This window comes from Seonamhaeicola sp. ABD4_175 (assembly GCF_056160885.1).
Window position 1 is genome coordinate 123,212 of sequence record NZ_JBSWYC010000004.1, and the last position, 22,417, is coordinate 145,628.

General features: G+C 33.1%; 16 protein-coding genes and 2 tRNA genes. 6 read left to right on the forward strand and 12 right to left on the reverse strand.

The features are described 5' to 3' along the window. Positions 1 to 6 precede the first annotated feature (6 nt). Positions 7 to 1,443, reverse strand: a complete 1,437-nt coding sequence (locus tag ACXAG4_RS13175; RefSeq protein ID WP_475296547.1) for a family 43 glycosylhydrolase — start codon at positions 1,441 to 1,443, stop codon at positions 7 to 9. 73 nt (positions 1,444 to 1,516) lie between these two features. On the opposite strand from ACXAG4_RS13175, the gene ACXAG4_RS13180 reads away from it, so the two are divergent. After that, on the forward strand, positions 1,517 to 2,383 hold the full coding sequence (locus ACXAG4_RS13180) for an AraC family transcriptional regulator (protein ID WP_475296548.1): 867 nt from the start codon (positions 1,517 to 1,519) through the stop codon (positions 2,381 to 2,383). On the opposite strand, the gene ACXAG4_RS13185 is transcribed toward ACXAG4_RS13180, so the two are convergent. From ACXAG4_RS13185 to ACXAG4_RS13200, 4 genes are all read right to left on the reverse strand, one after another. Beyond that, the gene (locus ACXAG4_RS13185) at positions 2,367 to 3,329 is read right to left on the reverse strand and encodes a ThuA domain-containing protein (RefSeq protein ID WP_475296549.1); all 963 of its coding nucleotides are present in this window, start codon (positions 3,327 to 3,329) and stop codon (positions 2,367 to 2,369) included. The two genes, ACXAG4_RS13180 and ACXAG4_RS13185, sit on opposite strands and share 17 nt — an antisense overlap. 140 nt (positions 3,330 to 3,469) lie before the next feature. Next, positions 3,470 to 4,081, reverse strand: coding sequence for a MarR family winged helix-turn-helix transcriptional regulator (locus ACXAG4_RS13190; protein WP_475296550.1), 612 nt, complete (start codon positions 4,079 to 4,081; stop codon positions 3,470 to 3,472). 50 nt (positions 4,082 to 4,131) lie between these two features. Beyond that, positions 4,132 to 4,992, reverse strand: a complete 861-nt coding sequence (locus ACXAG4_RS13195; protein ID WP_475296551.1) for a DUF2024 family protein — start codon at positions 4,990 to 4,992, stop codon at positions 4,132 to 4,134. Between the two features lie 196 nt (positions 4,993 to 5,188). Continuing rightward, entirely contained in the window at positions 5,189 to 5,422 is a 234-nt protein-coding gene (locus tag ACXAG4_RS13200; RefSeq protein WP_475296552.1) for a thioredoxin family protein, read from the reverse strand. 534 nt (positions 5,423 to 5,956) lie between these two features. Here ACXAG4_RS13200 and ACXAG4_RS13205 point away from each other — a divergent pair. Beyond that, positions 5,957 to 7,768: a serine hydrolase gene (locus tag ACXAG4_RS13205; protein ID WP_475296553.1), complete on the forward strand. Its 1,812-nt coding sequence runs from the start codon at positions 5,957 to 5,959 to the stop codon at positions 7,766 to 7,768. A gap of 455 nt (positions 7,769 to 8,223) precedes the next feature. Here the strand turns inward: ACXAG4_RS13205 and ACXAG4_RS13210 are convergent. The 3 genes from ACXAG4_RS13210 to ACXAG4_RS13220 all read right to left on the reverse strand — a co-directional run bounded on the left by ACXAG4_RS13210 (position 8,224) and on the right by ACXAG4_RS13220 (position 10,554). Continuing rightward, positions 8,224 to 8,298, reverse strand: a tRNA-Pro gene (locus ACXAG4_RS13210). Positions 8,299 to 8,320: 22 nt separating this feature from the next. Further along, positions 8,321 to 8,404: transfer RNA gene (locus ACXAG4_RS13215), tRNA-Ser, on the reverse strand. Between the two features lie 101 nt (positions 8,405 to 8,505). Further along, positions 8,506 to 10,554 carry an HD family phosphohydrolase gene (locus ACXAG4_RS13220; protein ID WP_475296554.1) on the reverse strand — a complete coding sequence of 683 codons (2,049 nt, stop codon included), beginning with the start codon at positions 10,552 to 10,554 and terminating at the stop codon, positions 8,506 to 8,508. Between the two features lie 213 nt (positions 10,555 to 10,767). On the opposite strand from ACXAG4_RS13220, the gene ACXAG4_RS13225 reads away from it, so the two are divergent. Together ACXAG4_RS13225 and ACXAG4_RS13230 are read left to right on the forward strand one after the other, a co-directional pair. Further along, positions 10,768 to 11,946, forward strand: coding sequence for an acetyl-CoA C-acyltransferase (locus tag ACXAG4_RS13225; protein ID WP_475296555.1), 1,179 nt, complete (start codon positions 10,768 to 10,770; stop codon positions 11,944 to 11,946). Between the two features lie 9 nt (positions 11,947 to 11,955). Next, positions 11,956 to 12,705 carry a C40 family peptidase gene (locus tag ACXAG4_RS13230; RefSeq protein ID WP_475296556.1) on the forward strand — a complete coding sequence of 250 codons (750 nt, stop codon included), beginning with the start codon at positions 11,956 to 11,958 and terminating at the stop codon, positions 12,703 to 12,705. 56 nt (positions 12,706 to 12,761) lie between these two features. Here the strand turns inward: ACXAG4_RS13230 and ACXAG4_RS13235 are convergent, their stop codons facing one another. Together ACXAG4_RS13235 and gyrA are read right to left on the reverse strand one after the other, a co-directional pair. Then, the gene (locus ACXAG4_RS13235) at positions 12,762 to 14,018 is read right to left on the reverse strand and encodes a tetratricopeptide repeat protein (protein ID WP_475296557.1); all 1,257 of its coding nucleotides are present in this window, start codon (positions 14,016 to 14,018) and stop codon (positions 12,762 to 12,764) included. A gap of 18 nt (positions 14,019 to 14,036) precedes the next feature. Continuing rightward, positions 14,037 to 16,595 (reverse strand): DNA gyrase subunit A, encoded by a 2,559-nt coding sequence (gyrA, locus tag ACXAG4_RS13240; RefSeq protein ID WP_475296558.1) that lies wholly within the window; start codon positions 16,593 to 16,595, stop codon positions 14,037 to 14,039. 261 nt (positions 16,596 to 16,856) lie between these two features. Between gyrA and ACXAG4_RS13245 the strand changes: the two genes are divergently transcribed. Next, the gene (locus tag ACXAG4_RS13245) at positions 16,857 to 19,403 is read left to right on the forward strand and encodes an ATP-dependent Clp protease ATP-binding subunit (RefSeq protein WP_475296559.1); all 2,547 of its coding nucleotides are present in this window, start codon (positions 16,857 to 16,859) and stop codon (positions 19,401 to 19,403) included. Positions 19,404 to 19,472: 69 nt separating this feature from the next. Here the strand turns inward: ACXAG4_RS13245 and ACXAG4_RS13250 are convergent, their stop codons facing one another. After that, on the reverse strand, positions 19,473 to 20,762 hold the full coding sequence (locus ACXAG4_RS13250) for an MFS transporter (RefSeq protein ID WP_475296560.1): 1,290 nt from the start codon (positions 20,760 to 20,762) through the stop codon (positions 19,473 to 19,475). A 153-nt stretch (positions 20,763 to 20,915) separates the two neighbouring features. Next, positions 20,916 to 21,734 (reverse strand): M48 family metallopeptidase, encoded by an 819-nt coding sequence (locus ACXAG4_RS13255; RefSeq protein WP_475296561.1) that lies wholly within the window; start codon positions 21,732 to 21,734, stop codon positions 20,916 to 20,918. 158 nt (positions 21,735 to 21,892) lie between these two features. Between ACXAG4_RS13255 and msrB the strand changes: the two genes are divergently transcribed. Beyond that, positions 21,893 to 22,372 carry a peptide-methionine (R)-S-oxide reductase MsrB gene (msrB, locus tag ACXAG4_RS13260; RefSeq protein WP_475296562.1) on the forward strand — a complete coding sequence of 160 codons (480 nt, stop codon included), beginning with the start codon at positions 21,893 to 21,895 and terminating at the stop codon, positions 22,370 to 22,372. The last annotated feature ends 45 nt before the right edge of the window (positions 22,373 to 22,417 follow it).

Genomic DNA, 22,417 nt, shown 5'->3' on the forward strand with positions numbered 1-22,417 from the left:
TTAGTTTTACTTCTTATTCTTAAATTTTATCCAGTCTAATTCGATAACATCATCTCTATCAGTTTTAAACAGACAAACAATGTTGATTATACCTTTAGGCTTATATTTAGTTTTAGTTTCAATTATTTCCCATTGATTTTTAGTGTTTTTAATAGGGATTTTGGCAATTAACTTTCCATTAACTGAGTTCTCTCTAAGTTCAATAATTGCAGAATTAGTATTGCTCAAAACTTTAAGTGCTACACTATGTGTATTATTATCAAATTTAACTGTGTTATAAGTAACTGAAGCGTTAGGTTTTACCTTAGTTATTTTCCATTCTGGAATACCCACTTTTTTGGTAAAATCTACCTGAGCATTATTAATTTTACTATAACGATCTAATTGTATTGTTTTTAAAGCTGGTTGAATACCAACCCCTCGCAAGGTTGGTTTGACCTTTTTAATTGTTCCGTCCGCATTAAAAAATAAAGAGTCTACCGCAACTGACCTTAAGTTTCCTGCTTTTGAGATGTGGTTATAATGATAAAAAAAATACCATTGACCTTTATATTTAACTATAGAATGATGATTGGTCCACTGATCTTCAAACCTATCCATAATAGTGCCCTTAAATTCAAAAGGGCCTAATGGGTTGTCTCCGATGGCATAAGCTATTTCTTCTGTACTCTTATTAACATCGTAATTAAGCGGAAAGGTTAGGTAATATATTCCATTTCTTTTTAACATAAATGGACCTTCTTTATATTCTTGAGGTAAATTTTCAATAGCCATAACTTTACCTTTTACAGACTTCATATCATCAGAAAGTTTCACCACTTTTAATGAGTTGCCTTTTCCACCACCCCAATACATATATGCTTGTCCGTCATCATCTATAAAAGGGTTTGGGTCTATACCTTTTAAACCTTTTATGTAATTAGGTTCAATTTTAAACGGACCTTCTGGTTTCGTTGCTATAGCTAATCCAATCTGACGAAAACCACTATTATCAGCAGGTACATTAGGAAAATAATAATAGTAAGCTCCGTCTTTATAAGTAATACAAGGAGCCCACATTCCATATCCATTTTTTAACCCCCAAGGAACATCATTTTGAGCAACAATTACGCCGTGGTTTTTAAAATCCACCATGTCTTCAGTAGAAAATGCATGATAATCGGTCATTACATGACCGTGGCTTTCTTTTAGAGCACCAATTTTTTCCCATGTTGAATCTTTTACCACATCATGAGATGGATATATATATAATTTATTATTATATACTCTTGCCGTTGGGTCGGCAGTATATATGTCTGTAATAATTGGGTTTTGCGCCCACATGTAAAATGAAAGGCTGAAGAAACAAGTAAGTGCTATTAAGTTTTTCACTAAAATTGTATTTATACAAATATCATAAATTAATAAGTGTAAATTATACATGATTTTACAGTAGTTGTACACTATTTTGACATTTTCAACTTGCTATTTTATATATTGTTAAAATTTAATATATTTATTATTCTAAAAATGTTGAATGAAAGCACAGTTAAAAGAAGTTACTGCAACTCCTGGAAGTTCTTTAAAAGTAAAAGTATTTGAAGAAAAAGCCTTTGAACCGCTTTGGCATTTTCATCCGCAATATGAGCTTACCTATATGATACAAAGTACAGGTATTAGGTATGTAGGTGATTCTATGGAGACTTTTGAAAGTGGAGATTTAGTATTGGTGGGTAAAAATTTGCCGCATTCATGGAAAACTATAGATTCTAAAAGTGAAAATGTTAAATGTGTAATTGTACAATGGGATGAATCACTTTTAAAAGATTGGCTACATAAACCAGAATTCATTGGCGTAAAGCAATTATTAAAACAATCGTTTCGAGGAGTTTCTTTTGATTATCATACGGCTAGGGCTTTAGAGCCTTTGTTTTTAAAACTTAGTTACCAAGATTCTTTAGAAAAACTAATTACTTTTTTACAGATTTTAAATATATTAACCACAAAGGCAAAAACTACTTTATTGGCAGGACAAGGTTTTGAAAAAAACCTTTCTTCTAAAGAAAGCCATAGAGTTAATTTAATAAATAGCTATATACGTGATAATATTCATAACAGCCATTCTTTAGAAGAATTATCTGGTTTACTGTCTATTAGTAAAGAAGCGTTTTGTAGGTTTTTTAAAAAGACTTTTGATAAAACGTTTTCAAGTTACTTAAACGAATATAAAGTGGCCATTGCCAGTAAACTTCTTATTGAAACAGATTTATCTGTATCTGAAGTTGGTTATAGCTCTGGGTTTAATAACCTTTCTTTTTTCCACAGACAATTTCAAAAACACATGGGTATGTCTCCTTCAAAATACCGAAAAGCCTATAGGCGTATTCCTATTGCTTCAGTTTAAATACTCTAGTAGATACTTTTTCAGGTGTTGGAAAATCTTCAGGAATTGCAATGGTTACTTCTCCTGTAGCTGCCCACTCTGTTCCTCTTAACAAGGTTGTAATAAAGCCTACACATTCAAATGCTTTGGTATCATGCCCCAATGTGGTGTGAAATACGCGCCCTTTGTGATAATCAATAGTCATAAGCATAGGTTCTGCTCTATTAGATTTTGTACTTATGGCCGTACCAAGAATGGTAACATTTTCAGCAGGACCTCTAAGTTTAGCATAACACTCATCAAAGGCATGCATCCAAGTTTTAGGTAAACCATTGGTTATTGGGTGTTCAGTATTGTACATACTCACTAAAAATTCTTCAGCTTTACCATGCGCTCCGCCATAACCTTCAGAAATAGAATCTTTAACAACTTCACCCGCTTCATTTACATATAAATATGGGCCATGTTTTTTGTTTCTATCCCAACCACCAATACCTATGGCTTTATTGTACGCTTTCCATTCTGGAAAACAATTATCGGCGGCATGCACAGTTACAAATCCACCACCGTTTTTTAAATAAGTTTCAAACGCTTTTTTTGTAGCGTCGGGCCAAGGTGCTGTACGCCATCCAAAATTTGAAATGACCACATCATATTTTGAAAAATTTGGTTTAAAATTGGGATCTGTTTTAGCTTTTTCAGTTTCAACACCTTCACCTGCTTTTGCTAAAGGTAAGTACTTTGCCTCTCTGGTACTTTTCCATAAAAACTCAGTTCTTGCAATATCAACTTTAAACAGGTTGGTTTCTTCTAAATACTGCTTCATCATAATGGTAGATTTTGGCCATACCGCATGATTGTTTTGACCATCAATTATTAAGACTTTAATTTTTTTCTTAGGCAAAGCGTTGCAAGCTGTATTTATTGAAATTAATACAATTAGTAAAATAACGTGTTTAAGTTTCATTTGTTTAGTTTAATTTTTGTGTTGCTAATTTAGTTTAAGTTTTTGTAACCTAATATTGTTTTTTGGTTTGAAATGTGCAACAAATGATTAATACCGTAGCAGTTTTATTGATGCCCTATTGGGGATATTTTTACACAATGTTAACCACTAGCCTTCTCTTCAAATTCGGGGCAATCCAATCGTATTTCAGTGGTTTTTAATTCTTTTTGAAGTAGGTTACAGTAATCTGTTCCGTTATTTTTTTGATAAAATGTGCATCCATAACAAGTACGTTGTACGGTCAAAATACCACTTCTATTTAGTTTATAAATAAGTTGGCTTATTGTATTAAACAGACTTTTCAATTCGTTTTCATTGAATTTGTCTATCTGCTTTTTGAGAGGTTCAGCAAAATCATTTGTTTCTGTTACCAATTTTTTTCCCATTTCGGTCAGCTGTAGTGAGTAGCTTCGGCTATCCGAAGATGAAAAGTCTTTTGAAACCATTCCTTTTTTGTCCAAAACCCTAACCGCATCGCTAATAGTTGGCTTGGTAACATTAAACTCTTTGGCTAAATGACTTACATTACACAATTCCTGTTTGTGGAATGCTATGAAAATTAGTATTTGAATTTGAATTGGGCTTAAGCCTACCAATTTAGCTTTTTCCCACAACAACACCTTAAACACTTCTGAAATTCGTTCCAATCCTGTAACGATTTTGCTAGACGTATCTATTTCCTGTTGTTTTGGGTTAAATAAGCTGTTATCCATAAAAAAAGTCCCGTTTGTTTAACGGGACAAAGTTAGTAATCCTAATTAGATTAATCGCAATTTTCCATTTCAATGATTTGAAAGCCCACATTTTCAATAGATGAAATTATCTGTTTGGTAGCTTTTTCTATATGACAAAACCTGCATTCTTTTGCTGTTAGATCCTTTGTGGTGAACGGTTTTGCTTTTAGATATTGCTTTCCGAAACCAAAAATGGTTTCTTCATCAGTAATTTCATTTGGTACGAGAATGTCAAAATGCATTACTTTGCCGTCTTCTCGCTGAACGTAAGTATCCCAAACTGAAACTTTCATTTTATTGTTTTTAACGGTGTAAGGCAACGATAAATCACCACTTGCAATACCATACACTTCGTAAACGCCCAACATTGGCATATTCTCTTTGCTCGTGTTCACTTTCATAAATGCTGTAACACCATCATAGTTAAAATTTGATTGATTATTCATTCTGTAATTTGGAACAATGACTTTTATGGTATTTGCCATTGTGGTTACAGGAAATCCTGGTGAATCCATATACATGGGCATTCCTGGGTTGGTTGGTGGCAATACTACGGTTTTGTCTGTTTTTTTAAATTGTTTTACCGAAAGTCCACCTGTGACTCTTTCATCTTTGGTCAAGACCACCCAATGTGGATGCCAAACAAGGCCGTCATTATTAAAAATTCTGTCGTTGTTCTCATCCCAAAGTGGTGTATCGTCAAAATCGGGATGCGATGTCAGTGCAAGTGCAACAATACCATCGGTTTTACCAAAACCTACGTCTGTTGGGTTTAAACTAGTAGGGAACACATAACCCAAAACTGGCGCACCATCTAATTGTCCTGCTTTTTCAGGCGTTGTTTTTCCTGCCGTTCCGTTGACGTCCATTTCCCAAATGGTTATTCCCAAGTCAGATTTGTTCGTTACACGAACTTCTTTTATGGCGAAGTCGTCATTTTTATATCTGTTTTCCTGTGCACACGCCTTTGTAGTGCTCAAAAGTATTGTTGCCGAAAATAATAATAGTATTGTTTTCATAATTTTAGATTTTTTAAGTTAGGATTCCAATATAAAATAAGGAATCCTAACTATGTGGTTTAAAAAATTAGCCTTTTACATCTGTCATTGATGCACCAAAGTTGATGTGAAGGGTATTTCCATTTGGTGTTACCAAAGCCGGAACAGATTCCACACCTGCGTTTTCAGCTTCGGAAATTCTAGACCTGTCCTCGCCAATGTGAACGACTTCCACGTTGTTAGCTCCAATTAAGTTTACTATGTCCTGTTCTGCACTTACACAAACTGGACAACCTGCGTGATAAAAAATTGATTTGCTCATTTTCTGATTAAATTTAAATTGTTAATGCATTATTGCTTAGCAAATATAGTGAGGATTCCTAACTATTCAAATTAAATTTAAGATTTTTCATAGACCCAACTTTACTTTCAGAATAAAATGCAGCACTAACGCTTTTGTAATTATTGACTTATAAAAATCTGTTTGTATTCGGCCACTTTTGAAAATTCTTGAGGTTTTTCAGTTTGGTGCCCTTGCTAAATTAAGTGTTAAACCCCAATAAAAATTAAACGTTAACCATACTAGAACAATATAAACTACTAAAAATCAATATTTTATTTGTTTGCTTATGTTTTAATTGTATATTTAAACTCTTCCTTATTAATTAATACCATAGCACTTTTATTGATGCCCCTATTGGGGATATTTTTACTCGATTTTGAACGTATAAATACCTTATAGAATTCATGGTATAGTTTCCTTGAATTTTATGGTTTCTGTGTGTGCTAATAAAGGTTCTTTTTGGAGTATTAAACCTACCTATTTTTAAAGTGAAATTTAACTAAATAACAGCTTATGAAAGATTACAAACCAAAAAAGAGCATACTTATGAAACCATTCATTGTATCTATCTTGTTTTTATTAATGCAAAACATTCATGCTCAAGACATCAATATTAAAAAATCTTTACATGGATTTGACGCATATGTCTCTAAAGTTCTTAAAGATTGGAATGAACCCGGAGCTGGTGTAGCCATAGTATATAAGAATAAAGTTATTTACAAAAAAGGTTTTGGTTACAGGGACTATGGGAATAAATTGCCAGTAACAGAAAACACTTTATTCCAAATTGCATCAAACACTAAACTTTTTACAACTGTTGCCGCCGGATTATTAGTTGAAAAAGGCCTTTTTACCTGGGATAAACCCATGAAAGAATCTGTACCGGAATTGGAATTTTATAATAATCAATTAAATAATCAGGTTACTTTAAGAGATATGTTAGGTCATAAAACAGGTATTTCAAGACATGATATGATTTGGTTTCAATCAGACTTTACACGAAAAGAACTTTTTGAAAAAATTAAGTTTTTGGAGCCATCAAAACCTTTACGCCAAAGCTTTATTTATAACAATTTGATGTACTCGGCTGTAGGATACTCAATTGAATTAAGAACAGGAAAAACCTGGGAAGATTTTGTAACTGAAAACTTATTATCACCTCTTCAAATGAATAATACAGTTTTCTCAATTGCCAAGATGCAAAAAACAAATGATTATGGCGTTCCTTATAATGAAAAACGCGATACAACACTACTTTATAAAATACCTCTTAAAGAAGATGGCGCAGGTATTGGACCTGCAGGTTCTATGATTTCAAACCTGAACGACATGTCTCATTGGGTACTTGCCCTTATAAATGAAGGTAAATACAATGGTAAAGAAATAATTCCCTCTAAAATAATTAAGGAAAGCTTAGCACCAGGTATTGCTTTTAGAAATTCAGAACTTGAAGAAAAAGGATATAACGAAAGGCTAAACTCAATATATTGTATGGCCCGAGAAATTGAAATTTATAAAGGAAATGTACTAACAAAACATGGTGGCAATATGCCCGGTTTTCACTCACAGGTGGCTATTCTGCCTTATGATCATATTGGTATTGTTACTTTTGTTATTGGTGATCAGGGCGCTGCTTTAAGAGATATAATCATGTATAATGTAGTGGATAGATTACTAAATCTTGAACAAACTGACTGGAATGGAAGAAGGTTAGCTTATTATTTAGAAGGTAAAAACATCTCTAAAACTGCCAGAAGTCAATCTGGGTTTGATCAGGTAGAAGGAACCTCTCCAACACATCAATTACAAGAATATGCGGGAGCTTACTCGAATGATGCTTACGGAGCATTTACCATTGAACATAAAAATGATTCCTTATTTTTTAATTTTAGAAGAACTGTTTTACCTCTGTCTCATTATCACTATAACAGGTTTGACACTCCTGATGATGAAGACTTTGGAAAATGGAGTTTAAACTTTGAAATAACACCGCAAGGAGACATAGGTTCTGCTGTTGTTTCTTTAGACGAAGGACAAGTTAAATTTATTAAAAAGCCAGGTGATACATTAAAAGACCCCAAGATATTAGAACAATACACTGGTAAATATCAAATTGCAGGTACAGAATTTGAAATAATACTTAGAGATGGAAAACTGACAGCTTTAGGAACAACAGATGATGTTTTAATACCTTACAAAAAAAACATCTTTAAAATTGAAAAGTTTAATGATATGCAGGTTGAGTTTTTAAAGGAGAACGGCGTGGTCACAGGATTAAAATATAAAACGCCATCAGGTATATATGAATGTAAAAAGATAAATTGATTTTTAAAATATGAGGTGTCCGCCAATGGCATATACCTCATATTTTAATAGCTTTCCTTTTATTTTGTCTATTAAACTTTTAAACCTGCTGTTATAATTTAAGCTATAAGTATTACTGTAATTATATGGAAATGTTTGGCTATATAATGAATTATAAACAACACGCAAATACAATAACACAAAAAGTTATATAGTTATGACTATAATACTCCAAGAATATGCTTTGATAGCTGAAATTATATCGGCAATTACTGTGGTTATTTCACTAATATTTGTTGGCTTTCAGATTAGAGGAACACTTTTTCGGTTAACATTTTTTTATTTAATTAGCTGTTAACCGCATTGTTAACCAAATTAAATCATATTAATTCAATTGATAAGAACCCCTAAAAACCATAAAACCTTGTAAATCATATGACTTACAAGGTTTTAGTTTCTATTGGTATTTAATTTTGTCGGGGTGGCAGGATTCGAACCTGCGACCTCCGCGTCCCAAACGCGGCGCGATAACCGGGCTACGCTACACCCCGAAAATGGTTATCTTAAAAAAAGCGGAGAGACCGGGATTCGAACCCGGGCAACACTTACGCGTTGACAGATTAGCAATCTGCTCCATTACCACTCTGGCACCTCTCCTATTATATTCATTTATGAACGTTAGCAATTTAAAATTGCGGTTGCAAATGTAACTTTTACTTAACAAGCACGCAACTATTTTTTCATTTTTTTCAAAAAAATTATTCAGGATATTCTATTCTTAAATGGTAAATGTTTGCTAGCTTTTGTTTTAGCACTTTTTTTATTGATTGAATTTCTTTAAAAGTAATGTTTGCATTTAAAAATTGCTCTTCTTCTACCTGCTTATTTATAATATTTTCAACAAAGGCATCTATTTTTGTTGATGTAGGCTCTTTTAAACTTTTTGAAGCCGCCTCAATACTATCACACATCATTAAAATTGCGGTTTCTTTACTAAATGGTCTTGGGCCTGGGTAACTAAAATCTTTTTTATCTACAACTTCATAATCTTCTTTTTCCTTCATATAAAAATAATATACTACACTGGTACCGTGGTGTGTACGTATAAAATCTATTACCCTATCTGGTAGCTTATATTTTCTTGCAATTTCAATACCATCAATTACGTGGTTTACAATAATTTTGGCACTTTCTTTTGCTGAAAGCTCGTCATGTGGATTAATTCCGGTAGATTGGTTTTCAGTAAAATACGTAGGGCTTTTCATTTTACCAATATCATGATACAAAGCACCTACGCGCACCAACATGGCGTTAGCTCCTATTTCATTGGCTGAAGCTTCTGCTAAATTCGCTACATTTAATGAATGATGAAATGTACCTGGTGCTTTATTTGATAATTCTTTTAATAACTTTGAATTCGTATCGGATAACTCTAACAAAGAAACATCGGACACTAAACCGAATAGTTTTTCATAAGCATAAATTAATGGTTGTACAAAAAGTGTAGCTAAACCACATAATATAAACCATATAAATGTTTCCCATTGAATAGAATCTACACTGCCTTGATGTATTACAATAAAAGCAAAATAGGCTATAATGTAAATTAGGGTTATTTGCCCTACAGATATGAATAAATTGGCACGCTTATACAGTTCAGATACTGTTAAAATGGTTACAATACCTGTTATTATTTGTAAAAACATATACTCATAACTATTAGGCACTATAAACCCTAAAAGTAAAACTGTAAGCACATGTGTAAACAAGCCCAATCTAGCATCAAAAAAAGCTTTTAATATTAGTGGTAATACACAAATGGGCACCACATAAATAAACTTGGAATTGTAATTTACTACCAAAGTGGTTATAAAAATAAGTAACGCTACGTTAAAGAAAATAAAGGTTACTTTGGTGTTGTTTTCATAAACTTTATTTCGGTATTTTCTTAAAAACAATAATAGCATCAGCATGACCAATGACACTAATAATGCATAGGCAAATAGCACCCAATTGTAGTTTGAATCATTCCAAACTTGTGATTCGTATTCAGATTGTAATGATTTTAATTTCTGGTATTTATCGCCTTCAACAACTTCACCTTTTGAAACAATTAAAGTACCTTTTTCTACACCACCACGGGTGTAAGACATTTTACTTAAAGCCTCTTCAATAGCTTTATCGGTTAACGATTTATTATAGGTTAAATTGGGTGTAATAATATCAAAAAACAACGATGTTATTTGAGGTTTGTATTGTGTTAACGAGGCATTTTTTAAGGCATTATCTATAATGCTTGACACTTGATTTTGCTGAACTAAGTTTGAATAAAAAGCATCTTGCTTTTTGGTTCTATTATCTAAAATAACAACGGCCCTATCGGCTTTAAAATCATGATTTTCGCTTAAAATACCAAAGGCATAAAGCTTGTTTAAAACATTTGTACCAACTTTACGTAATTGCGTTAATGTACTGGGGTTTATAGTATCTTTAAACACAACTTTAAATCCATCATTAAAAGCTTTGTTTACGCGTGGTTTTACAGTGTTATCAATATTAAAATATAGTGCTACACTGCTGGTTAAAAACTGTTTTTCGGTGCTTATCTCTTCATCTGTTTTTTTAATTGCAAAATCAAAAGGTGCTAATAAATTTTCAGATTGCCATGGTTTTCCATTTTCAAAATCATACTTAAATTTTCCACTTTTTGGAAACAAGTATACTATTAAAAATGTGGTAGATACAAATAGAAGACATTTATAAATTAATGAGTGGTTTTTATATAGTTTGTTTATAAAGTCTTTCATTAAAAAGTGATATAAATTTAAATTGTGCAATTCATTAAAGTAAAGACTATAAGCAACAACCTGTTATAACCTATTAGTTTTCACTTTAAAAAATAGTATCCGTTTCAAATGTAGTAAATTATTGTGTTTTTAGTTTTTTATAATAATAGAAACGTACTAAAATCTATTAAAAATTGATTATTTTCGTTGCAATTATTTCAAATTTTCAAAAAAATGGGTAAAGAAGTCGTAATTGTTTCAGCAGCTAGAACACCAATAGGTAGTTTTTTAGGTGCACTATCTACAATTCCTGCCCCTAAATTAGGAGCTATTGCCATACAAGGCGCTTTAAATAAAATAAGCTTAAAACCAGAAATGGTTGAAGAAGTTATAATGGGTAACGTTGTACAAGCTGGTACAGGGCAAGCTCCCGCAAGACAAGCCGCTATTTATGCCGGCATACCAAATACTGTACCTTGTACTACAGTAAACAAAGTTTGTGCTTCTGGCATGAAAACTGTTATGCAAGCTGCACAAGCCATTGCACTTGGTGACGCCAATATTATTGTTGCTGGCGGTATGGAAAACATGAGCTTAATACCACACTATTTGTACGCACGTACTGGCACTAAATTTGGCACAACAGCATTAATTGATGGTATGCAAAAAGATGGTTTAGTTGATGCTTACGACCAAAATGCTATGGGTGTATGTGCCGATGCTTGCGCTACCGAATATAATTTCTCAAGAGAAGACCAAGATACATTTGCTATTCAATCATACCAAAGATCTGCAGCCGCTTGGGATGCAGGTAAATTTAACAATGAAGTAGTTTCTGTTGAAGTGCCTCAACGTCGTGGTGATGCTATTGTTGTATCTAAAGATGAAGAATACACAAATGTTAAAATTGAAAAAATACCTAATTTACGTCCTGCCTTTACAAAAGATGGCACTGTAACCGCCGCTAATGCTTCAACAATAAATGATGGTGCTGCTGCATTGGTTTTAATGAGTAAAGAAAAAGCTTTAGAGCTTGGTTTAAAACCATTAGCTACCATTAAAAGTTATGCCGATGCTGCACATGAACCTGAATGGTTTACAACGGCTCCCGCAAAAGCATTACCAAAAGCATTAGATAAAGCCAACGTTAAAATTGAAGATATTGAGTTCTTTGAGTTTAACGAAGCTTTTTCGGTTGTAGGGCTTGCCAATATGAAAATTTTAGGATTAAATGATAGCAATGTAAATGTAAATGGTGGCGCTGTTTCATTAGGGCATCCGTTAGGATGTTCTGGTGCCAGAATTATAGTTACATTATTAAACGTTTTAGAACAAAATAACGCAACATTAGGAGCTGCAGCTATTTGTAATGGTGGCGGTGGTGCTTCTGCTATTGTTTTAGAAAGAAATTAATACAATTTAATGCAGTACGGAATTTGTAGTTTAAGCGTTGTTCCTTTAAGAAATGAGCCTGCCGATACCAGTGAACTTGTTACTCAAGTACTTTATGGTGATTTTTTTAAAGTATTAGAACAACGAAAACATTGGAGTAAAATACGCTTAGATTTTGATGCTTATGAAGGTTGGATAGACAACAAGCAATACATTGAAATTTTAGAGGAAAACTACAAGCAATTACAAAGCCAAACCTTAAAACTATCATTAGATTTGGTTGAGTTTGTACAAGACACTAACAACCAACTTCACCCGGTTTTATTAGGTTCTTGCTTAAATGGTTTACAATTACTAAATCATACTTATGATGGTAATACCACAGAAGGCGAAATATCTAAAGAAAATATAATTAAAACCGCTTTTTCTTACTTAAATGCCCCGTATTTATGGGGTGGTAAAACTCCCTTTGGTATAGATTGCTCTGGGTTTACTCAAATGGTTTATAAACTAAATGGTTATAAACTTTTAAGAGACGCATCGCAACAAGCCACTCAAGGTGAAGCCTTAAGTTTTATTGAAGAAAGTGAACCTGGAGATTTAGCTTTTTTTGATAATAGTGAAGGTTTAATTACCCATGTAGGCATTATTATGAAAGATAATTACATTATTCATGCGCACGGTAAAGTTAGAATAGACCGATTAGATCATTCTGGTATTTATAACGTTGATAAACGTGCACACACACACAAACTTAGAGTAATAAAAAAGATTATATAATAAAAAAGCCGCTTTCTTTAAAAGCGGCTTTTTTTATGTTTTAAAAGAAACTGTTATTAGTTTCCAGACTCAATAGTATCTACAATTTCTTTCATTTCTTTTTGCTTAGCGGTTTCACCTAAAATACTATAAATATTCATAAGTGTTTTTGCTGCATTAAGATTTTCAGCATCCATTTCTAACGCTTTTGTTAAATAAGGAACAGCTTCTCTGTATAAATTTTGTCTTTCTTCTCTTAATTCATCATAACGTTTATCATCGGCAGCAGAACTTCCTAAACCGTTCATTTCTTTAATAATACCTTCTTCTTTACCTAAAATTAAAGCAGATAAGTTAATGTAAGCATTACTGTAACTTGGGTCTAACTCTATGGCTTTTTCATAGTAAGCTTTAGCAGCATCATTATCTCCAGATTCTGAAGCTATAACCCCTAAGTTATATTGTAACTCAGCATTATCAGGGTCCATTTGAGTTGCTTGCTCTAAAAGCTTTTTAAACTCTTCAGTATTTCCCATTTTAAAATGTACGTTAGCCTCAGACAATAATAGGTTAATATCATCAGGACTTTCGGCTCTTGCATCTTTCATAGCTTGTAATGCTTTTTCATCATCACCGTTACTCACATAAATTAATGCTATGTTTTTTACAATTTCTGGTTTTTTAGACTCAGTTGTTTTTTCAAAAGGCTTAATGTGTGTTTTAGCTGATTTTACAGATAAATCACGTAATTCTTTACTTTGAAAAACTTCTTCTTCTTGAGTAGTTTTGTTTACAGCATAATATTGCGTACCAATACCTGTATACCCTAAATCTCTTAATTGCTCATATAAATTTAAAGCTCTATCATATTCTTTTACATTAACCGCTGTAGCAGCTGCGTAATATAAATATGCTGTATCTTTTTTTGTTACATTGTAAGCTCTTTCAAAATATTTTGAGGCTGAAGAAAAATCATTCTTCTCATAAAACCCATTACCTTTTTGTAGTAAAGCGTTTGTAATGTCTTGTTTTAATTTAGCAATTTCACCAGGGTAAGCTGTTTTTACATTACTAAGGTTTTCTAGAGCTGCATCAAAATCTGCTAAACTAGCGGCGCCATTTGCATATAATGCTTGCCCTTTTAAATAGTAAAATTTGTCTTTTAACTTGTCATCCATTGCAGACATTAATGATTCTGCTTGATTAATTACAGTTTTAGCTTCTGCAAAATTGTTACTTTTAATAGCTTTTTCTGCTGCTTTTAATTCTTTTTTTTGAGCAAATGAAAAGCTGCAAATTGCTAAAGATAAAGCTACAAGAGTTTGTTTCTTCATTTTTAAAAATATTATTTATTAATTATCAGTGTTATCGTTATTAGTATTATCAATAGTTGTGCCATCATTGGTAACATCAGTGTTTTCAGCACCTTCAGCGTTTTCAACATCATCTTCATCATGCATTACTTTTGCTACAGCGGCAATAGAATCGTTTCCTTTTAAGTTTATTAATTTCACCCCTTGGGTAGCTCTACCCATGGTTCTTAAATTGGCTATTTCTAATCTAATGGCAATTCCAGATTTGTTAATAATCATTAAATCGTCATTATCTGTAACAGTTTTAATAGCTACTAAACTTCCTGTTTTTTCTGTAACAGAAATGGTTTTAACACCTTTACCACCTCTATTGGTAATTCGGTAAACAGCTTCTCCATCTTCTGGATCATCGATAAAAGTACGTTTTCCGTATCCATTTTCAGAAACCACTAAAACAGTTTCTTCTTGCGGATTATTGATTGTTACCATACCAATTACTTCGTCTTTATCATGTGCAAGGGTAATACCTCTTACACCTGATGCATTACGGCCCATTGGTCTGGTTTTAGCCTCTTCAAACCTTATGGCTTTACCAGATTTTAATGCTAACATTACTTGGCTATCGCCAGTAGTAAGTTTAGCTTCTAGAAGCTCATCTTCTTCTTTAATTGTAATGGCGTTTATACCATTTGTTCTTGGGCGTGAATACTGCTCTAGCGCTGTTTTTTTAACTTGCCCATTTTTGGTTGCCATTATTACAAAGTGACTGTTTATGTATTCTTCATCTTTTAAATCTTGAGTACAAATGAACGCTTTTACTTTATCATCTTGCTCAATATTTATAAGATTTTGAATTGCTCTCCCTTTGGATGTTTTGCTGCCTTCTGGAATTTCATAAACACGCATCCAGAAACATTTTCCTTTTTGAGTAAAGAATAACATGTATTGGTGGTTTGTACCAACAAATAAATGCTCTAGGAAATCTTCATTTCTGGTGGTTGACGCTTTTTGGCCAACACCACCTCTGTTTTGCGTTTTGTATTCCGTTAACGATGTGCGTTTGATATAACCAGCATGCGAAATGGTAATAACCACTTTTTCATTTGGTATCATATCTTCTATACTTAAATCGCCTCCTGCATATTCTATTGTAGATCTGCGCTCATCGCCGTATTTATCTCTTACGGTTTCAAGTTCATCTTTAATGATATCCATTCTACGTTCTTTTTTATCTAGGATATCTTTTAAATCTTCAATAGTTTTTAATAGTTCGTCATACTCTGCACGTAATTTATCTTGCTCTAAACCTGTAAGCTGGCGCAAACGCATTTCTACAATTGCTTTGGCTTGTATTTCGGTTAGTTTAAAGCGCTCCATTAACTTTTCTCTGGCTTCTTCAGCGTTTGATGATGCTCTAATTAAAGCTATAACTTCATCTATATTATCTGAAGCAATAATTAAACCTTCTAAAATATGTGCGCGTTCTTCTGCTTTTCTTAATTCATATTGTGTTCTTCTAACAACTACTTCGTGCCTATGTTCTACAAAATAATGTATTAAGTCTTTTAAGTTTAATAATTGCGGACGCCCGTTTACAAGTGCAATATTATTTACACTAAATGATGATTGTAATGCTGTGTACTTGTATAGTTTATTTAGTACAATATTTGGTATGGCATCACGCTTTAAAACGTATACAATACGCATACCTTTTCTATCAGATTCATCTCTAATAGTTGCTATACCTTCTAGCTTTTTATCATTAACAAGGTCGGCCGTTTTTTTAATCATGTCTGCCTTATTAACTTGGTAAGGTATTTCATTAACCACAATACACTCACGTCCGTTTACCTCTTCAATGTTTGCTTTTCCGCGCATTACAATACGACCTCTACCGGTGAGGAAAGCTTCTTTTACGCCATCATAACCATAAATGGTACCACCGGTTGGAAAATCGGGAGCTTTAATGTGCTGCATGAGCTCATCAATTTCAATGTTGTTATTTTCAATATATGCTATTGTGCCGTTAACAACTTCGGTTAGGTTATGTGGTGGCATATTTGTTGCCATACCAACGGCAATACCAGAGGCACCATTAACTAATAAGTTTGGTATTCTTGTTGGTAAAACGGTTGGTTCTTGTAAAGTATCGTCAAAATTTAATTTATGATCTACAGTTTCCTTTTCAATATCTGCCAACATGTCTTCAGATATTTTTTGCATACGCGCCTCTGTATAACGCATTGCTGCAGGACTATCGCCATCTATAGAACCAAAGTTTCCTTGGCCATCTACTAACAAATAGCGTAAGCTCCACTCTTGTGCCATACGCACCATAGTATCATACACTGATGTATCACCGTGTGGGTGATATTTACCTAAAACTTCTCCTACTATTCTTGCAGATTTTTTATGCGCACTGTTTGCTTTTACTCCAAGTTCATGCATACCATATAGTACACGCCTGTGAACTGGCTTTAAACCATCTCTTACATCTGGTAAAGCACGTGACACAATGACTGACATTGAATAATCAATGTAAGCCGATTTCATTTCATCTTCAATGTTAATAGGAATCAATTTCTCTCCTTCTGCCATAAATAATCTATTAATATTTTTATGAGTTTTTCAAAACATGCTAATATAAGTATTTCATGAGTGCTAATTACTGATTAATGTTAGTTTTTTAACACTATTTATTAACAATTTCACACCCTTTTTTAGTTAATAAGTTAAAGTTTGAAAATTTTGATTTTCTAAAGTTTTTTTTGTCAATTAGCATTCTACTTATTATTTAAGGTATAGTTTTTGCCTTTAATAACTATAATTAGTATTTTTAATGCAGAAAGGAAGTTAATTATGGATGATAATTTTTCACCAAGAGTAAAAGATGTAATTGCATATAGTAAAGAAGAAGCATTGCGCTTAGGCCATGATTTTATTGGTACTGAGCATTTAATGTTAGGGCTTTTGCGCGATGGCAATGGTAAAGCTATTAGTATTTTAAACGCTTTAGATATAGACTTGAATCATTTGAGACGTAAAGTTGAAATTTTAAGTCCGGCAAACCCCAATATTAGTATTGCTACCAATCAAAAAAAGAACTTACATCTTACAAGACAGGCAGAACGCGCCTTAAAAACAACGTTTTTAGAAGCCAAATTGTTTCAAAGTACCTCTATAAATACAGCTCATCTATTATTGTGTATTTTAAGAAACGAAAATGACCCCACTACCAAGCTTTTAAATAAGCTGAAAGTTGACTATGATAATGTTAAAGAACAATTTAAATTTATGATTACAAACGATAATGATTATATAGAGCCAAAAGCTGAATCTTTTCAAGATGATAGCTCAAGCCCTGAAGAAGAATCTTCAAAAGATATTTTTAATACCCCGTCTAACAAAACCAATAAAAAATCTAAAACACCTGTTTTAGATAATTTTGGACGCGATTTAACGGCTTTAGCCGAAGAAGGTAAACTAGACCCAGTTGTGGGGCGTGAAAAAGAAATACAACGCGTATCTCAAATTTTAAGTAGAAGAAAGAAAAACAATCCGCTTTTAATTGGTGAACCTGGTGTTGGTAAAAGTGCCATTGCCGAAGGTTTAGCCCTAAGAATTGTTAAACGTAAAGTTTCTAGAATACTCTTTAACAAACGTGTTGTAACCCTAGATTTAGCAAGCTTAGTAGCTGGAACTAAATACCGCGGACAGTTTGAAGAACGTATGAAAGCCGTAATGAATGAGCTTGAAAAAAATGATGACGTTATTCTTTTTATTGATGAAATTCATACCATTGTAGGTGCTGGTGGCGCTACCGGTAGCTTAGATGCTTCAAACATGTTTAAACCCGCCTTAGCACGTGGCGAAATTCAATGCATTGGTGCCACAACTTTAGATGAGTACAGACAATACATTGAAAAAGATGGCGCTTTAGAACGTCGTTTCCAAAAAGTAATTGTTGAGCCAACAAGTGTTGAAGAAACCATAGAGATACTCAATAACATTAAGGCTAAATACGAAGAACACCACAACGTTGACTACACACCTGAAGCCATTGAAGCTTGTGTGAAATTAACTAATAGGTACATGACAGAGCGTTTCTTACCAGACAAAGCTATTGATGCTCTAGATGAAGCCGGATCTCGTGTACACATTACTAACATTGATGTGCCTAAACAAATTATAGAGCTTGAAAAACAATTAGAAGGCATTAAAGAAACTAAAAATGCCGTTGTAAGAAAGCAAAAATATGAAGAGGCTGCTAAACTTAGAGATGATGAAAAACGCATTGAAAAAGAACTTGCTATAGCCCAAGAAAAATGGGAAGAAGACACCAAACAACATAGAGAAATTGTAACTGAAGACAATGTGGCAGATGTTATTTCTATGATGACAGGTGTTCCTGTAAACCGTATTGCACAAACCGAAATTAACAAGTTAGCGGAGTTACCAAACTTAATTAAAGGTAAAGTTATTGGTCAAGATGAAGCCGTTAGCAAAGTTGTAAAAGCCATACAGCGTAACCGTGCTGGTTTAAAAGACCCTAACAAACCTATTGGTTCGTTCATTTTCTTAGGGCAAACCGGTGTTGGTAAAACACAATTAGCTAAAATACTTTCAAAAGAATTATTTGATAGTGAAGATGCCCTTGTTAGAATTGATATGAGTGAATACATGGAAAAATTTGCCATTTCAAGATTAATTGGTGCACCTCCAGGATATGTTGGCTATGAAGAAGGCGGCCAGTTAACCGAAAAAGTACGCCGTAAACCATATGCCGTTATTCTGTTAGATGAAATAGAAAAAGCACACCCTGATGTATTTAACATGCTTTTACAAGTACTTGATGATGGCTATTTAACCGATAGTTTAGGTAGAAAAATAGACTTTAGAAATACCATTATTATCATGACATCAAACATTGGAGCCAGAAAACTTAAAGATTTTGGTACAGGTGTTGGTTTTGGTACCTCGGCACAAAAAGCACAAGAAGACGCCAATGCCCGAAGTGTTATTGAAAATGCTTTGAAAAAATCATTCGCTCCAGAGTTTTTAAATAGAATTGATGATGTTATTGTTTTCAACCCGCTTGAAAAAGAAGACATCAACAAAATTATTGATATTGAGTTAGAAAAACTTTTAGCAAGAATTAAAAATCTTGGTTATATTTTACAATTAACTAATGATGCTAAAGATTATATTGCCGATAAAGGTTTTGATAAACAATACGGTGCAAGACCTTTAAAGCGCGCTATTCAAAAATACATTGAAGATGCTTTAGCTGAAGAAATTGTATCAACCAACGTACAAGAAGGTGATAAAATAACTATTGATTTAGATACTGATTCTAATGAATTAAAAATTTCAGTTGAAAAAGCTGAAGAATCTGCAGAATCATAAATCTGAATAAAATAACTCTAAATAAAAAGAGCTAACTTTAACAGTTAGCTCTTTTTTATAAATATATGATTAAGCTTCTTCAGGCACTTTAAACAACAACACAATACCCACTAAAAAAAACACGAATAGAAACAAAATAGCTGAACGCATACTTTCTATTTGATCTACAACAGCAAAAATTGTCATACCAATTACAATCCCTATTTTTTCGGCCACATCAAAAAAGCTAAAATATGATGTAGTATCATCAGTTTCTGGTAAAAACTTTGAATAGGTAGACCTTGCTAAAGACTGCACACCTCCCATTACAAAACCAACTATTACTGCTGCAATGTAAAATTGTATGGGTGTTTTCATAAAAAAGGCATAAAAACACAGTGCCATCCAAATGACATTTATTACAATAAGTGTTTTTATGTTACCGTATTTTTTAGACATTCTAGATGTCATTACTGCGCCACCAACAGCCACTAATTGTATAACTAAAATACTTACTATTAAACCTTGCGTTTTTTCATCGTTATTAGCCCAAGCTATTTCTTTTTCACCAAAGTAAACAGCCATTAGCATTATGGTTTGCACCGCCATACTAAACACAAAAAAAGCATTTAAATATCGTTTTAGCCTTAAATTACCTTTTAGTTGTTGCCATACTAATTTTAATTCTTTAAAGCCATTAAAAACCACATCTTTAGTTACTTTATGTCCTTTTGAGCTTCCTTTAGGTAAGTAATAAAAAGTGTATTGGCTAAACAAAATCCACCAAAGACCTACAGTTACAAATGAATATTTCATCATTTGCATTTTAGCAGCCCCATCTGTTTGACTCATAACCATGGCTAAATTCACAATAAGCAAAATTACACTACCAACATAACCCCATGAAAAACCTTTAGCGCTTATACTATCTTGTTGTTCTGGAAAAGCAATATCTGGTAAATACGAGTTATAAAACACCAAACTCCCCCAGTAGCCCAACAGCCCCATAAAATAAAAAAGTACACTTGTGTGTATATAATTTAAGTTGAAAAAATATAAGCCTATACACCCAAAACCGCCCATATAGCAGAAAAATTTCATGAAATTCTTTTTATTACCAACGTAATCTGCAATACCCGATAATACTGGAGAAAGAAATGCTACTACTAAAAATGTAAATGCTGTTACTATAGATATTAAAACGGTTTGCTTCATTTCAAAACCAAAAGCATTTACTAATTGGTCTTTATTTTCAAATAAACTTGAATAAAATATTGGAAATATTGAGGATGCAATGGTTAGCGTATAAACCGAATTTGCCCAATCATAAAACGCCCATGCATTTAATAACTTTTTACTTCCTTTTTGCAGTGTAGCCATAATAAAAAAGCTGCTCTTTAGTGAGCAGCTTCTAAAGTAAAAAAATATTTTTATTGAACCCCAATTTAGAGCAGCTTTTGAGCAAACTTAAAATTGATGATATAAACAACCTCTCTAAATTGTGAGGTTTTATAACGTGTTACATTTTGATAACTATTTTCTAAAAGAAGTCACACCAAACTTTGCAGCTTCAGCCTTAGCTTGTGGTGCTAAAGCTTTTAGGTTAGCTATACGCGAATCGTTAGATGGGTGTGTGCTTAACATTTCAGGCGGTGCTTGTCCGCCGCTATTAGCTTTCATGCGCTCCCATAACTGCGATGCTTCATCTGGTGTGTAGCCTGCAATAGCCATTAAATAAATACCAATTTTGTCGGCTTCTGTTTCATGACTTCTACTAAAAGGTAACATAACACCAACTTGCGAACCTACACCATAATATTGGTTAAAAGCATTTCTAGATTTTTCATCTTTAATAGCAATGTTTCCTGCAACAGCAAGTCCTGCTTGTAAGTAACCAGCACTCATACGTTGTTGCCCATGGTTTGCTAATGCATGAGCTACCTCATGCCCCATAATGGCTGCAACACCTGCTTCATTTTTTGCTATGGGTAAAATACCTGTATAAAACACAATTTTACCTCCTGGCATACACCAAGCATTTACGGTTTTATCATCTACTAAATTGTATTCCCATTTATAATCATTTAAATAGCCTTGATGCCCATTGGCATTTAACCATCGCTCTGCAGCTACAGCTATTTTTTGGCCAACACGTTTAATCATTTCGGCATCTTTTGTACCTGTAATTACGTTGTTTTCAGTTAAAAACTGATCATATTGTGCAAAAGCCGTTGGAAACAACTGCGAATTTGGCACTAAAGCCAATGTTTTTTTTCCTGTAAATGGGTTGTGTGCACATGCTGTAACAATGGCTGCAACACCCAATAATGCTATTACGTTTTTTAGTTTCATTTTAGTTATTTTATTTCATTATAAAAATACAAAAATTGTTTTGCTGTAGTTTTTAGACACTCATTTTTTTTATTTGTCACATTAATTTTAAGTGTTTTATTTAATATACGTGTTATGAAATACTTTAGATACCGACTTACTATAAAAAACATTGATTTATGAAAAACCTACTTCTTTTATTATGTTTAAGCTTTTTGTTTAGTTGCAATGGTAATGCTCAAAAAAAAGAACAAAAAAAGGAAACATTTGAAATTACAAAAACTGATGCCGAATGGAAAACACAATTAACTGAACAAGAATATTATGTTTTAAGAAAAGCAGGTACAGAACGTGCATTTACTAGTGCGTTAAATAAAAATTACAAACCAGGTGTTTATGTTTGTAAAGCTTGTGAAACACCTTTGTTTAAAAGTGAACACAAATACGATTCTGGTAGTGGTTGGCCTAGTTTTGATAGAGAAATTAAAGGCAATGTAGCTTTTTCTACAGATTATAAAATTGGTTACGCCCGCACCGAAGAACATTGCGCCACTTGCGGTGGCCATTTAGGGCATGTGTTTAATGATGGCCCTAGAGACACCACAGGAAAAAGACACTGCATTAATGGTGTAGCACTTAAATTTATACCTAAGGAATAGGCATTTTAAACCTTGCATTGGTTATTTATTAGTAACTTGTTGGTA